Here is a 13960-nt window from a genome sequence, read left to right as displayed (position 1 = left end):
AGCGGGCCGCAAGCCGGCAGCGGGCCTCGGCTCAGCTGTCGGGCTCAGGGGCTGTTGTCCTTCCGGACCGGGCATCCGGGCCGGCGCACCCGTCGAGTCTGCGGTGGCGGGAGCGCCTTCCCGCAACACGCCTTCGATAGTACGGTCGCGCCCGCCACCCGAACCGTCCGGAGGGCTTTGGCATGCCTGCACGCTATTTCGAGGACTTCACGCCCGGCCGCGGACGGCTGCCACCGCGCGCGGTCCTGGACTCCGACGCCCCCCGGATCGACCTCAACGGACAGTGGGCGTTCCGGTTCTCGTCGGCGCTGCGGGCCGAGTCGGACGGGTTCCAGGACCCGGAGTTCGACGACGGCTCCTGGGACGCCCTGCCCGTCCCCTCGCACTGGCAGCTGCGCGGCTACGGCCGGCCCGTCTACCTCAACATCGCCTACCCCGTCCCGCTCGACCCGCCCTTCGTCCCCCAGGAGAACGAGACCGGCGACTACCGCCGCGTCTTCGACCTGCCGGACTCCTGGCAGGACTTGCCGGCGGTAGTGCGCTTCGAGGGAGTGGACTCCTGCGCCCGGGTCTGGCTCAACGGCACCGAACTCGGCGTCACCTACGGCAGCCGCCTGGCGGCCGAGTTCGACGTGACCGCGCTGCTGCGGCCCGGCCGCAACGTGCTGGCCGTGCGGGTGCACCAGTTCTCCGCCGGCACCTACCTGGAGGACCAGGACACCTGGCGCCTGTCGGGCATCTTCCGCGACGTGGCCCTGCTGGCCCGCCCCGCCGGCGGCATCCGGGACGCCTTCGTCCACGCCGACTACGACGACGCCACCGGCGAGGGCCGGTTGCGCGTGGACGTAGCCACCGACACTGACGCACCCGTGCGGATCAGCGTCCCCGCCCTCGGCATCCACGACCGGCCCGCCGACAGCGAGTTCCGGTTCCCGGCAGTGCGCCCCTGGAGCGCGGAGGACCCGCACCTCTACGAGGCACACCTGGCCACCGACAGCGAACGCGTGCGGGTGCGGTTCGGCTTCCGCACCATCACCATCGACGAGAGCGGCGTCCTGCGGGTGAACGGAAACCGCGTCCTGCTGCGCGGCGTCAACCGGCACGAGTTCGACCCCGACCACGGCCGTACCCTCTCCCCGGAGGCCATGCGCCGCGACGTGGAGCTGATGAAGCGCCACAACATCAACGCCGTCCGCACCGCCCACTACCCGCCGCACCCGGCCTTCCTCGACCTGTGCGACGAGCTCGGGCTGTACGTGACGCTCGAATGCGACCTGGAGACCCACGGCTTCGAGTACGCCGACCCCACGAGGTGGGAGCGCAACCCCTCCGACGACCCGCGCTGGCGCGACGCCTACCTGGACCGCATCGAGCGCACGATCGAGCGGGACAAGAACCACCCCAGCATCGTCATGTGGTCGCTGGGCAACGAGGCCGGCGACGGCCGGAACCTGCGCGCGATGGCCGACTGGGCACACGGACGCGACCCCTCCCGCCCGGTCCACTACGAGGCCGACCGGCTCTGTGCGTACAGCGACATCCACGGCCAGATGTACCGCACGCCCGCGGCCGTCGCCCGCATCGGCCGCGGCCGGCTGCTCCCGGGTGAGATCCATTACCCGGCGCGCGCCGGCTCCGGCGACCCGGCCGACGATCCGCGCAACCGCATGCCCTTCCTCCTCACCGAGTTCGGCCACGCGATGGGCAACGGACCCGGCGCCCTGGCCGAGTACGCGCAGCTCTTCGACGCGTACCCGCGGGTGCAGGGCGGCTGGATCTGGGAGTGGATGGATCAGGGGCTGCGCACGCGCGACGCCCAGGGCCGCGAGTTCTTCGGGTACGGCGGCGATTTCGGCGAGGAGCTGCACGACGGCAACTTCTGCTGCGACGGCCTGGTCTTCCCCGACGGCACCCCCTCGCCCGGGCTGTTGGAGTACGCCAAGGTCATGGCTCCCGTCCGCATCAGTGCGGGCCGCGAGCCCGGAACGCTGAGCGTCGAGAACCGCTTCGAGGTCCTGGACCTCTCCCACCTGCGCTTCACCTGGGCCCTCGCGCGCGAGGGCGTCGAACTCGCCGCAGGCACACTGCCGACGCCGGAGGCGACCCCGGGCGACCGCGTCGAACTGCCCCTGCCCGCACCGGCCCTTGAGGCCGCCGCCGACGACGGTGACGGTGAACTGTGGCTCACCGTCCAGGCGGAGCTGGCCAAGCCCGCCGACTGGGCACCCGAGGGCCACGTCATCGCCTGGGGACAGCTCCAGCTCTCCGCACCGGTCCGCGCCGGGTCCCACGCACCCCTGCTGAGCCCGCACGCCGCGGACGGGTTCATCACGCTCGGGCCCGGCCGGTTCGACCCCGCCACCGGCAGCCTCCTCGACCTCGACGGACTGCCTCTGCGGGGCCCCACGCTGGGCCTGTGGCGCGCCCCCACCGACAACGACCGCGGCTGGTCCCAGCGCGACGCCGCCTACTGGAAGGACCGCGGCCTGGACCGGCTGCGCCACCGCACGGTCTCCGTCACGCCCGACGCCGAGGGCCTGACCGTCGTGGTCCGCAGCGCCGCGGCCGCCGTCCCTTGCGGCTACCTGACGACCTACCGCTGGACCAGCGATGGGACCGGCCTGCGGCTCCACGTGCACACCGCACCGGTCGGCCACTGGCCCGAGCGGGGGGACGACTTCGCCGGCCTCATGGTGGACCCCGACCTGCCGCCCGAGGAGTACCGGGAACTGCTGCGCCGCAACACCTCCCGTTCCCTGGCCCGGATCGGTCTCGACTGGCAGCTCCCCGCCGACTGGTCACAGGTCGAGTGGTTCGGCGCCGGCCCCGGCGAGGCCTATCCGGACTCCCGGCAGGCGGTCCGCGTCGGACGGTTCTGCACCACGGTCGAGCAGTTGCAGACGCCCTACGTGCGCCCGCAGGAGAACGGCAACCGCGCGGATGTACGGTGGGCCGAGGTCAGTGACGGCTCCGGCGCCGTCCACATCCGGGGCGAGGAGCTCTTCCACCTCTCCGCCCGCCCCTGGACCGACCGGCAGCTCGACGCGGCCCGGCACCAGACCGAACTGACCCCCGGCCCGTTCGTGCACCTGCACACCGACCACGCCGTCCAGGGCGTCGGAAGCGCCGCATGCGGACCTGGCGTCCTGCCCCAGCACCGCCTCGATCTCCGCCCCGCCGACTTCACCCTCGACCTCACGCCTGTACACCGCCCATGACACCGGAACCGGTCCGCCCGCGCGGGCGGACCGGTTCCGCCCCAGCAGGCGGCCTCAGCCCAGCAGGCGGGCCAGCACCGCGACGTGGCTCTCCTCGGGCGCCTTCGCGGCCGTCACCAGCGTCACCGTCCCCTCCCGCGCCAGCTCGCGCACGCGGTCGAGGAGTGCGGCGGCCTCCGGCGCGGACAGTTCCGCCTCGTACCGGCGGGCGAACTCCTCGTAGGAGCCCTCGCCCGCGTGGTACCAGCGGCGCAGCTCGGTCGACGGGGTCATCGCCTTGGGCCACTCGTCGACGCGCGCGGCCTCCTTGGACACCCCGCGCGGCCAGAGCCGGTCGACCAGGACCCGGACACCGTCCTCGGGCCCGGCGGGTTCGTGGACACGACGGATGCGCAACGTCACGAGCCTTCTCCCTGCGAGCTGACGGGTTCCTCACAAGTGTCCGTCAAGGTCGACGCATGATCACGCCGAACCCCCGTGTCGCTCTGCTGGCCGCCTCCCTCCTGCTCACCGGGTGCGGCGCGGGTGCCGCGGCACAGACCGCCGCCGCACCCACGCCCACCGCCCGCACACCCCAGCCCGCGATCTCCCTCGACGTGGCCCCGCAGCAGATACCCGGCCTCGGGCCCAAGACCTGGGCCGAGGTGCCCGCCGACACCCGCCAGGCGGTGGTGGTGACCGGACGCGGCAGGAACTCGCCGCGCTCCACCGCCGTCCTGTACGAGCGCACCGACGCCGGCTGGGAAGCCGGCCGGCCATGGCCCGCCCACAACGGGCAGCAGGGCTGGACCGACCACCACGTCCTCGGCGACCTGCGCACCCCCATCGGCGTGCACACCCTCTCCGACGCCGGCGGCCTGCTCCGCGACCCCGGCACCCGGCTGCCGTACGACCGTTCCACCGGGTTCACCCTGACCGGCACCGGCTTCGAGGGCGAACCCCTCGCCGGCTCCTTCGACTACGTGATCGCCATCGACTACAACCGCAGACCCGGCACCTCGCCCCTGGACTGGACCCGCCCGCTCGGCGCGGAGCGCGGCGGGGGCATATGGCTGCACGTCGACCACGGCGGCCCCACCCAGGGCTGCGTCAGCATCGCCCGCGCGCACATGAAGGACCTGCTCCTCGCCCTGGACCCGGCCAAGAACCCGGTCGTCGTCATGGGCGACGTGAAGTCCCTGGCCCGCTGAGTGCCCTCCCAACCGCTTAGGATCCGCCGCGTGTGCGCACATGTACTGGTCGCCGAGGACGACGAGATGCAGGCCGAACTCATACGGCGCTCCCTGCTGGCGGAGGGTCACACCGCCACCGTGGTCCACGACGGCCCGGCCGCCCTCGACGCGGCGCGGCGGCTGCGGCCCGACCTGGTCGTGCTGGACCTGATGCTCCCGGTCGTCGACGGGCTCGGGGTGTGCCGGGTGCTGCGCCGCGACGGCGACATCCCCGTCCTGATGCTCACCGCCCGTGCCGCCGAGGACGACGTCCTGCTCGGCCTGGAAGTCGGCGCCGACGACTACATGACCAAGCCCTACAGCCCGCGCGAGCTGATGGCCCGCATCCGCACCGTGCTGCGGCGCAGCGGCCGGGCGGGGGACCGGCGGGAGGACCCCGTCGTACGGGCCGCGGGCCTCGCCGTCGACCCGGTACGGCACGAGGTGCACTGTGCGGGGCGGCCGGTGGAGTGCACGCCGGCCGAGTTCCAGATCCTGCTCGCCATGGCCGCCGAACCCGAACGCGTCTTCACCCGGCGGCAGTTGCTGGAGTGCACCCGCGGCACCGATCGGGCCTCGACGGAACGGGCCGTCGACGTGCACATCATGAACCTGCGCCGGAAGATCGAGGCCGACCCGCGCCGCCCGGCCCGGCTGCTGACCGTCTTCGGGGTGGGCTATAAGCTGAGCGGCAGCCGCGGATGAGGGCCCGGACACCCCTGCGCAAACGCCTGCTGGTCCGGCTGCTGGTCGCCTCGGTGCTCATCGCCGTGTGCTCGGTGGCGGCGACGGCCTGGCTGGCGGTGGAGACCACCACCCGCGCGCTGCGCGAGGAGCAGGGCCAGGTCCTCGCCGACGACATGGACGTCCTGGACCGGCTCAGCGGCTACGCCGCGACCCACCCCGACTGGACGGGGGTCGGAGACCTGGTGCGCGAGCTGTCCGAGCGGATCGGCCGGCGCATCGCCCTGACCACCACCGACCGCCGGGTGATCGCCGACTCCGCGCCCCCCGGCACCCCGCTGCCGCCGCGCGCCGCCGCCGGCGTCGACCCGCTCACCACCGACACCCACACCGACCGCGGGGCCCAGCGCAGCGGAGTCGACCCCCGGGTGGTGGGCCCGTACCGGCTGCCCGCCGCGGAGCGCGCACAACTGGCGCGGCTCGCCGAGATCCGGCGCGAGTGCTTCGCCCGCAACGGCGTCGACGCGACCGTGGTGCGCACCCCGAGCGGCCGGCCGGTGCTCACCGACAAGGACGGCAGCACCGTCGACTACGTGCCCCTGGAGTGCGCCGACGGACGGCTCAACACGCCCACCGCCGCGGAGCAGAAAGCCCTCGCGGACCTGGCCGAACGGGCCAGGAGCTGCCTCGACGGATACCAAGTGGAGTACTACCCGCCGCTGTTCCTCGGCGTCGACGTCACCGACCGGAGCCTGCGCACGCGCTACCGGCTGGCCAAGTTCTCCGCGCAGCCGCAGGAGCAGGCCCAGCAGCGGGCGCAGGACTGCCTGGACCGCGCCCGCCGGGCCCAGCTCGACCCCCATGTCGCCCCGGCCGCCCACCTGTTCCTGGGCGTCGGGGACCGGCCCGCCGTGCGCTTCGACCTCTCCCCGGCCAATCGCACCAAGGTGGTGGGCGCGGCGGGCCTGGTCCTCGCCGTCACCGTGGCCGTCACCGCCGCCGTCGCCACCCGGCTCGTACGGCCGCTGCGGGCGCTGACCGAGGCCGCCCTGCAGCCGCCGGACCGGCACGTCCGGGTGCCCGTGACGACCCGCGACGAGACCGGCATCCTGGCGCTGGCGTTCAACGAACTGACCGAGCGCCGCGCCCGTCTGGAGGACCAGCGCAAGGCGATGGTCAGCGACATCGCGCACGAACTGCGCAGCCCGCTCACCAATATCCGCGGCTGGCTGGAGGTCACCCGGGACGGCCTCGTCGCACCCGAACCCGCCCTGCTCGCCTCCCTGCACGACGAGGCCCTCGTCCTCCAGCGCGTCATCGACGACCTGCAGGACCTCGCCGACGCCGACGCCGGAACCCTGCGCCTGCACCGCGAACCCGTCCGCGCCGACGAACTCCTCGACCAGGTAGCCGCCGCCCACCGCATGAGCGCGGACACCGCGGGCGTCACCCTGCGCACCTCGGCCGACGGCACGCCCTGGCTCGACGCCGACCCGGTCCGGATGCGTCAGGCCCTGGGGAACCTCGTCTCCAACGCGCTGCGGCACACCCCCGCGGGCGGCACGGTCGCGCTGACCGCGCGCCGGCACGGCGACGACGTGGTGCTGGAGGTCGCCGACACCGGCACCGGCATCGGTCCCGAGGACCTGCCCCACGTCTTCGACCGCTTCTGGCGGGCGGGGAAGTCCCGTAGCCGCCGGACCGGTGGCAGCGGGCTCGGGCTGCCGATCGTCCGTCACCTGGTGGCCGCCCACGGAGGTACGGCCGAGGCGGCGAGCGAACCCGGGGCTGGAGCCGTGTTCACCCTGCGACTGCCGGGCGGCGAGCCACCGAAGGACACCTGACGGCGTCACCCGGCGCTGCTGCGCGCACCCTCCCGCCGCAGCAGCCGGCGCCGTTCCCCCTCGCTCGTCCCGCCCCACACGCCGATGGCCTGCCCCGTGTCCAGCGCCCAGCGCAGACACGGCTCCCGCACGGGGCAGCGGCGGCAGACCGCCTTGGCCTGCTCCGTCTGCATCAGTGCGGGACCGGAGGTGCCGATCGGGAAGAAGAGGTCGGGGTCCTCGCGACGGCAGGCCGCACGCTCGCGCCAGTCATCCATCGAAGTCACCTGCGATCGAGGTCGTACGCGTTCTTTCAGATGCTTTACTCGCTTTCGGGTCTCCTGTCGACACGGGAGTGAAACGGCGGATCCGTGGGCGTGGACGCACTCACTGCTCGCGCAGGCCCCACGGCGAGCCGTACCCGGTCAGCAGGTCCAGGAACGGGCGGGCCGGGAACGCCTCCGGGCCGAGCACACCCGAGCCCGACCAGGCGCCGGTGGCGAGGAGTTCGAGGGCGACCACCGGATTGACGGCCGTCTGCCACACCACGGCCTGACAGCCGTACTCCTTCATGGACCACTCGTTGTCCACCACGTGGTACAGGTACACCTCGCGCGGCGCCCCGTCCTTGACCCCCCGCACCCAGGTGCCCGCGCAGGTCTTGCCGCGCATCCGCTCGCCCAGCGTCGCCGGGTCGGGCAGACAGGCGGCGACGACGTCCCGGGGCGAGACCCGTACGGGGCCGTCGGCGCCCGGCACGGTCACCGCCTCGGTGCGGTCCAGGCCCAGCAGGCGCAGCGTCTTGAGGGTCCGGACGAACTCCTCGCCCAGGCCGTACTTGAAGGTGACGCGGCGCGCGCCCACCCAGCGCGGCACGAGCAGCACCTCCTCGTGCTCCACGTTGACGCACTCCACCGGGCCGATGCCCTCGGGGAAGTCGAACACCTCGGGCTCGCTGAAGGGTTCGGTGGTGAACCAGCCCCGGTCGCGCTCGTAGACGACCGGCGGGTTGAGGCACTCCTCGATCGTGGTCCAGATGTTGAACGACGGGGCGAAGTCGTGGCCGTCGACGGTGAGGTTCGCGCCGTCGCGGACGCCGATCTCCTCGATCTCGTCGAAGAGTTCGTCCGCCGCGTGCCGCGCGAACACGTCCGACAGACCCGGCTCCACGCCCATGCCCACCAGGGCCAGCGCGCCCGCCCGCGCCCATGCGTCGGCCTGCGCGAACTGCTCGTCGCCGAGCTTGGTCCCGCACTCCTCGTAGGGGCGCTCGGCATGCGGCCGCGACAGCGACATCGCCATGTCGACATAGGTGGCCTCCGCGGCCCGTGCGGCCCGGAACAGCGGCATCACGAACCGCGGGTCGGTGGCGTTGAGCAGTACGTCGCAGCCGTGCCGCGCCAGCAGTGCCGCCACGGCCGCCTCGTCGCCCGCGTCGACTCGCGCGGCGGTGAAACGCCCGTCAGCGAGAGCCGCCACGGCCGCCTCGGCCCGCGCCGGGTCGTAGTCGGCCACCACCATCGCCTCGAAGAACCGGCGCCGGGCCGCGATTCGGGTCACGGCGGTACCCACACCACCGGCGCCCACGAGCAGTACACGCATGAGGAGAACTCCCTCTCGAACAGTACGGATGAGGTGGGGCCCCGGGGCTGATACAACGCCCCCGTCCCGCGTAAGGTCAATGGCGTTGGCATAAGGGCGCGGGACGGAGAACGCATGCCGAAGCCAGTGGTCCCCGAGGAGAAGCGGCGCCGGCGAAGGCCCACCAAGGGCGGCACCGTGCTGTCCGAGGAGCTGATCGTCGAGACCGCCCTGCGCCTGCTGCGCGAACACGGCAGCGCCGGACTCACCGCCCGCCGGCTCGGCCTCGCCCTCGACGCCGACCCGAGCACGCTCTACCGGTACTTCCGCGGCATGGACGACCTGACCCTCGCGATCGGCGACGCGCTCATCGGCCAGGCCCTGCGCGGCTGGCGGCCGACGGGGCAGTGGCGGGCGGACCTCACGGAGGTCGGGCTGCGCATCCACGCCGCCTACGTCGCCCACCCGCAGGCGGCCCTGCTGACCGCGAACCGGGTGACGGGCCGGGCCAACGAACTCGCCGCGGACGAGGCCGTGCTGGACGTCCTGCGCACCGCCGGGTTCCCACTCGACGAGACGGTCCGGATCTACCACGCCTTCATCGACCAGACCCTGGCCTTCGCCGCGCTCGACGCAGCCTCCCTGGCCCTGCCGAGCGCCTCGCAGCGGGCCGACGAGGACATGTGGCGCTCGACATACGCCCGCCTGCCGCGCGCCACACACCCGCGCATCGCCGAGGCGGCGCCGCTGCTCGCCACGCGGATGGTCACGAGCGCCTATCCGACGGCCCTGGAGATGCTGCTGGACAGTGCGCAGGCGCGGCTGCGGCCGGTGTGAGAACCTGCGGACCGGTACGACGGAGGAGGTCGAGGTGGCCGGGACGACGGTGGCCGAGGTGATGGCCGAGCTGGCCGCGCTGGAGGACCCGAAGGCGCGCGCGGTGAACGAGCGCCACGGCGACGACCACGGGGTCAACCTGGGCAGGCTGCGCGCGCTCGCCAAGCGGCTGAAGACCCAGCACGACCTCGCACGCAGGCTGTGGGAGACGGACGACACCGCGGCACGCCTGCTGGCGCTGCTGATCTGCCGCCCGAAGGCGTTCGAGCGTGCCGAGCTGGACGCCATGGTGCGCGAGACGCGTGCACCCAAGGTGCACGACTGGCTCGTGAACTACGTGGTGAAGAAGAGCCCGCACGCCGAAGCGCTGCGCCTGGCCTGGCTCGCCGATACGGACCCGGTGGTCGCGAGCGCCGGCTGGGCACTGACCACCGAACGCGTGGCGAAGCGGCCCGAGGGCCTGGACCTCGCCGGACTGCTGGACGTGATCGATGCGCAGATGAAGGACGCCCCGGAGCGCCTGCAGTGGGCGATGAACCACTGCCTGGCCCAGATCGGGATCGAGCACTCCGAGCACCGCACCCGTGCCCTCGGCATCGGTGAGCGCCTGCAGGTGCTCAAGGACTATCCGACCTCCCCGGGCTGCACCTCTCCCTACGCACCGGTCTGGATCACCGAGATGGTCCGCCGCAAGGAGGGCGCGTAGGGCTCAGGCCCGCAGCACCTGCGCGGCCGTCGCGGCGACCGCCTCCGCCACCGCCGCCAGCGCCGGCGAGTCCAGCTTCCACTGCTGCCAGTACAGCGGAACGTCCACCGGGCGCTCCGGCGCGAGCGGCACCAGCCGTCCGGCGCCCAGCAACGGCTCGGCCTGGACCTCCGGAACCACGCCCCAGCCCAGTCCGGCGGCGATGGCGGCCACGAACCCCTCCGAGGTGGGGATCCGGTGCCGCAGGGGACCGGCCCCGGCGCTGCCGCCGCGCAGCCCGCGGACGAACCTGTCCTGAAGGTCGTCGCTCCGGTCGAAGGTCACGACCGGGGCGTCGGGCAGCGCGTCGCGCAAGCGTCCGTCGAGGTGCCGGCCGACGAACTCCGGGGCCGCCACGGGGACGTAGCGCATCCTGCCCAGCGGCCGTACCGAGCAGCCCGCCACCGGCTCCGACGCGGAGGTCACGGCGGCCATCACCAGGCCCTCCCGCAGCAGGGCCGCCGTATGGGCCTCGTCCTCGCGGCGCAGCTCGAAGCAGAGCCGCGGATCCTTCGGTACGCGCGTGAGGGCGTCCAGGAACCAGGTCGCGAGGGAGTCGGCGTTGACCGCGATCGACACCCGGGTGGGTTCCTCCTCCGTTGCGCCCATGCCCAGCTCGGCGCGTGCGTCGCGCTCAAGGCGGGCCAGCTGCCGGGCGAACCGCACCACGACCGCGCCCGACTCGGTCGGCCGCACGGGCTTGGTGCGCACCAGCAGAACGCGCCCGGTGCGCTGTTCCAGCGCCTTGACCCGCTGGCTGACGGCGGACGGCGTCACATGCAGGGCGGCGGCCGCGGCGTCGAACGTGCCCTCGTCCACCACCGCGAGCAGGGTCCGTACCTGGTCGAGGGGGAGTTCCGTCATCACGACAGCTAATGGTACGTAAAAAACATTAGCTGTACTCCAGGTGCGGGGCTCCGTAGCGTCGAGGCCATGTCCACCGCACTGTCCGCCGCTGCCGCGGGATTCGGCACCGGCCTCTCGCTCATCGTCGCCATCGGCGCCCAGAACGCCTTCGTCCTGCGCCAGGGGATCCGCCGCGACGCGGTCCTCGCCGTCGTCGGCATCTGCGCCCTGTCCGACGCCGCCCTCATCACCCTGGGCGTCGCCGGTGTCGGGGCGGTGGTCGTCGCCTGGCCCGGTGCGCTGACCGCGGTCGGCTGGATCGGCGGCGCCTTCCTGATCTGCTACGGCCTGGTCGCCGCCCGGCGCGTGGTCCGCCCCGCCGGTGTGCTCAGCGCCGACGGGGAGGCGGTCGGCTCACCGCGGCGGGCGGTGCTCACCTGCCTGGCGATGACCTGGCTCAACCCGCACGTCTACCTCGACACGGTGTTCCTGCTCGGGTCGATCGCCGCCGACCGCGGCGAACTGCGCTGGACGTTCGGGCTCGGGGCCGTGCTCGCCAGCCTGTGCTGGTTCGCCGCCCTCGGCTTCGGCGCCCGGCTGCTCAGCCGCGTCCTGAACCGGCCCACGGCCTGGCGCGTCCTGGACGGCCTGGTGGCCGCGACGATGCTCGTCCTCGGCGTCTCGCTCGTCGCCGGGAGCTGAGGGCGTGAGGGGCGTGCGGGGTGTGAGGGGCATGCGGGGCGCCGCCCGGGCCGTCGCGTGGGTCAGAGAGAGCTGCGCCGGTGCATCCCGTAGCTCTCCATGAGCTTGCCCCGGGTGACCTCCAACCGGTGGGCGAGGATCTCCGCGACCGTGCGGACCAGGATCAGCCCGAGCTGCTGGTCCTCCTCGCACAGCGCCCGCACTGCGGCCGCGTCGAACTCGTAGGCGCGTACCGGGCTGAAGGCCTCGGCGCCGAAGTCCCACTCGTAGGGCGGGAACAGCCAGGACCAGCCCAGCAGGTCGCCGGAGCTGAGGCTGGCGACGGTGACCCGCTGCAGCGGGGTGACGCGCTGGTCGAGCGAGACGGCGCCCGAGCGGATCACCCAGAAGCGGTCGGCCGTGCCGCCGGCCTCGAAGATGCGGGCGTCCTCCGGGAAGGAGACCTCCTTGGCGAGTGCCATGAGGTGGCGGCGCTGGGGCGGCGGAAGGGCGGTCAGCAGTTTGGTCGCTTTGGTCATGGCGCGGGGCTCCTCGCCGGCGTGTCGGTTCCGGGGCTTTCCCTACGCCCCATTTCAGCCGTTGCCGACGGGTAGAGCACCTCGGCGGACCAGAGAACCGGTGGAGAATTCCGGGACATGAGAAAGCCCTGGCCGGACGGGGGAGGCCAGCCAGGGCAGTCGACAGCGGTACGGGGGAGGTACGGTCGACCCCGCCACCACTTATGGATGAACGGTAAACCATCTAGGGTGGAGAGGTGAAATCCGGAGCGGGTCACGTGACCTGTTTCACTCCGCCGACTCGCGCACCACGCGGACCGTCCCCAGTCCCGGATCGCTCGGGTCGGGCAGGTTCATCCCCGCGTCGCGCCCCGTGAGCAGATACCGCAGCACCGGCTCGGTCAGCCGCTCGCCGGGCAGGACGACCGGGATCCCGGGCGGATACGGCGTGATCATCTCCGCCGCGACCCGGCCGGCCGCCCGGTCCGTCGGCACCTCCTCGACGGGCCCGAAGAACGCGTCCCGCGGCGCGCAGGCCTGCTCCAGCCGCAGCTCGGCCGGGTCCGGCACCTCCACCGGGGGCACCGGACGCAACCCGGACGCGGCCTGCGCCAGATCCTCCAGCGCCCCGAGCAGCTCACCGACCGTCCCCTCGTCGTCGGCGTGGGTGACCTGCGTGCCGATCCGCCGGTGGTCGGACAGATGGACGTCGATGTCCCGGTGCTGGCGCAGCCAGTCCGCGGCCCGGAACCCGGAGATGCCCAGGCCTTCGACCTCGATCACGCAGGGCAGCGGATCGAGGTCGTGGGCGAGTCCGGCACCGCACAGGTCGTCCCGGCCGTCGACGTGCATCCCCTCGATCCGCTCCACCGACGTCCGCAGCCGGGCCGCCAGGTGCAGTGCCCTGCCCATGAGCTCCTTGCCGTGCAGCGCCATCTGCCGCCGCCAGCCGTCCATCCCCGCGTAGAGGAGCACCGAGGGACTGGTCGTGCCCAACAGGTCCGCACGCAGCTTCAGCACCTGCGGCGGCACCAGGTCGCCCTGCAGGTGGAAGACGGAGCCCTGCTCCAGACCGCTGCCCATCTTGTGGATGCTCGTCACGCAGATGTCGGCGCCCGCGTCCATCGCCCACGACGGCAGATCGGGATGGAAGGGCAGATGCGCGCCCCAGGCCTCGTCCACGATCAACGGCAGCGACCGGCGGTGGCAGACCTCGGCCACCGCCGCGAGGTCGGCGCAGGCGCCGTACGGCGTGGGACTGGTGATCAGCGCGCCCTTCGCGCCGGGATGGGCGTCGAACGCCCGGTCGAAGTCCGCGGCGGACGGCGGATGGGCCAGGCGCAGCCGGGGGTCCCACCGCGGCTCCACCCAGACCGGATCGATCCCGGACAGCACCAGACCGGACACGACGGACTTGTGGGCGTCCCGCCCGATCAGCAGCTCCTCGTGCGGCCCCGCGACCGACAGCATCGCCGCTTTGACGGACAGCGAGCTGCCGCAGGTGGTGAAGAAGGTGTGGTCGGCGTGGACCGCGTCGGCCATCAGCTCCTCGGCCCGCTCCAGGACCCGGCCCCGGGTGAGCCGGTCGTCGAGCCCGCCCGACGCCAGCACGTCACCGAGGAAGACCGCGTCGCCGAGGACCTCCCGCACCGCGGGATCTGCGCCGCGGGCCTGCTTGTGCCCGGGCGGCGAGAACGCCAGCCGGCCCTTGCCGCGGTACTCGGCCAGGGCTTCCAGAATCGGTACGTGGTCGTGATCGGCTGTCATGGAACGCCGAGTTCCCGGCCGGACCACGATCAATCGGCGGCCGGCGGGT

General features: G+C 73.1%; 13 protein-coding genes. 7 read left to right on the top strand and 6 right to left on the bottom strand.

Annotated features, from left to right (window positions below):
- Window positions 1-182 precede the first annotated feature (182 nt).
- Window positions 183-3218: a glycoside hydrolase family 2 TIM barrel-domain containing protein gene (locus ICC28_RS30030; protein WP_188291901.1), complete on the top strand. Its 3036-nt coding sequence runs from the start codon at window positions 183-185 to the stop codon at window positions 3216-3218.
- Between the two features lie 54 nt (window positions 3219-3272).
- Here ICC28_RS30030 and ICC28_RS30025 read toward each other — a convergent pair whose 3' ends face one another.
- On the bottom strand, window positions 3273-3620 hold the full coding sequence (locus tag ICC28_RS30025) for a DUF488 domain-containing protein (protein ID WP_188291900.1): 348 nt from the start codon (window positions 3618-3620) through the stop codon (window positions 3273-3275).
- 56 nt (window positions 3621-3676) lie between these two features.
- On the opposite strand from ICC28_RS30025, the gene ICC28_RS30020 reads away from it, so the two are divergent.
- From ICC28_RS30020 to ICC28_RS30010, 3 genes are read left to right on the top strand one after another with little or no spacing between them, the layout of a single operon-like run.
- Window positions 3677-4408, top strand: coding sequence for a L,D-transpeptidase family protein (locus ICC28_RS30020; RefSeq protein WP_188291899.1), 732 nt, complete (start codon window positions 3677-3679; stop codon window positions 4406-4408).
- 30 nt (window positions 4409-4438) lie between these two features.
- Window positions 4439-5134 carry a response regulator transcription factor gene (locus tag ICC28_RS30015; RefSeq protein ID WP_188291898.1) on the top strand — a complete coding sequence of 232 codons (696 nt, stop codon included), beginning with the start codon at window positions 4439-4441 and terminating at the stop codon, window positions 5132-5134.
- The gene (locus ICC28_RS30010) at window positions 5131-6957 is read left to right on the top strand and encodes a sensor histidine kinase (protein ID WP_188291897.1); all 1827 of its coding nucleotides are present in this window, start codon (window positions 5131-5133) and stop codon (window positions 6955-6957) included. The genes ICC28_RS30015 and ICC28_RS30010 overlap by 4 nt, the downstream gene beginning before the upstream one ends.
- A 5-nt stretch (window positions 6958-6962) precedes the next feature.
- On the opposite strand, the gene ICC28_RS30005 is transcribed toward ICC28_RS30010, so the two are convergent.
- Entirely contained in the window at window positions 6963-7214 is a 252-nt protein-coding gene (locus ICC28_RS30005) for a WhiB family transcriptional regulator (RefSeq protein ID WP_188291896.1), read from the bottom strand.
- Between the two features lie 109 nt (window positions 7215-7323).
- Window positions 7324-8538 (bottom strand): saccharopine dehydrogenase family protein, encoded by a 1215-nt coding sequence (locus ICC28_RS30000; protein WP_188291895.1) that lies wholly within the window; start codon window positions 8536-8538, stop codon window positions 7324-7326.
- 114 nt (window positions 8539-8652) lie between these two features.
- Here ICC28_RS30000 and ICC28_RS29995 point away from each other — a divergent pair, with 114 nt between their 5' ends.
- Together ICC28_RS29995 and ICC28_RS29990 are read left to right on the top strand one after the other, a co-directional pair.
- Window positions 8653-9354, top strand: a complete 702-nt coding sequence (locus ICC28_RS29995) for a TetR/AcrR family transcriptional regulator (protein ID WP_188291894.1) — start codon at window positions 8653-8655, stop codon at window positions 9352-9354.
- A 61-nt stretch (window positions 9355-9415) separates the two neighbouring features.
- Window positions 9416-10060, top strand: a complete 645-nt coding sequence (locus tag ICC28_RS29990; protein WP_188292028.1) for a DNA alkylation repair protein — start codon at window positions 9416-9418, stop codon at window positions 10058-10060.
- Window positions 10061-10063: 3 nt separating this feature from the next.
- Here the strand turns inward: ICC28_RS29990 and ICC28_RS29985 are convergent, their stop codons facing one another.
- On the bottom strand, window positions 10064-10963 hold the full coding sequence (locus ICC28_RS29985; protein ID WP_188291893.1) for a LysR family transcriptional regulator ArgP: 900 nt from the start codon (window positions 10961-10963) through the stop codon (window positions 10064-10066).
- A gap of 69 nt (window positions 10964-11032) precedes the next feature.
- Between ICC28_RS29985 and ICC28_RS29980 the strand changes: the two genes are divergently transcribed.
- Entirely contained in the window at window positions 11033-11647 is a 615-nt protein-coding gene (locus ICC28_RS29980; protein ID WP_188291892.1) for a LysE/ArgO family amino acid transporter, read from the top strand.
- 62 nt (window positions 11648-11709) lie between these two features.
- On the opposite strand, the gene ICC28_RS29975 is transcribed toward ICC28_RS29980, so the two are convergent.
- Window positions 11710-12165: a cyclic nucleotide-binding domain-containing protein gene (locus ICC28_RS29975; RefSeq protein WP_188291891.1), complete on the bottom strand. Its 456-nt coding sequence runs from the start codon at window positions 12163-12165 to the stop codon at window positions 11710-11712.
- Window positions 12166-12432: 267 nt separating this feature from the next.
- Window positions 12433-13911, bottom strand: coding sequence for an aminotransferase class I/II-fold pyridoxal phosphate-dependent enzyme (locus ICC28_RS41340; protein WP_188291890.1), 1479 nt, complete (start codon window positions 13909-13911; stop codon window positions 12433-12435).
- Window positions 13912-13960 lie beyond the last annotated feature (49 nt).

It is taken from the genome of Streptomyces sp. TRM68416, assembly GCF_014596915.1.
In the GTDB taxonomy this organism is placed as follows: domain Bacteria; phylum Actinomycetota; class Actinomycetes; order Streptomycetales; family Streptomycetaceae; genus Streptomyces.
Note: the sequence above shows the minus strand (reverse complement) of the source record. Positions and strands in the feature narration are given on the sequence as shown.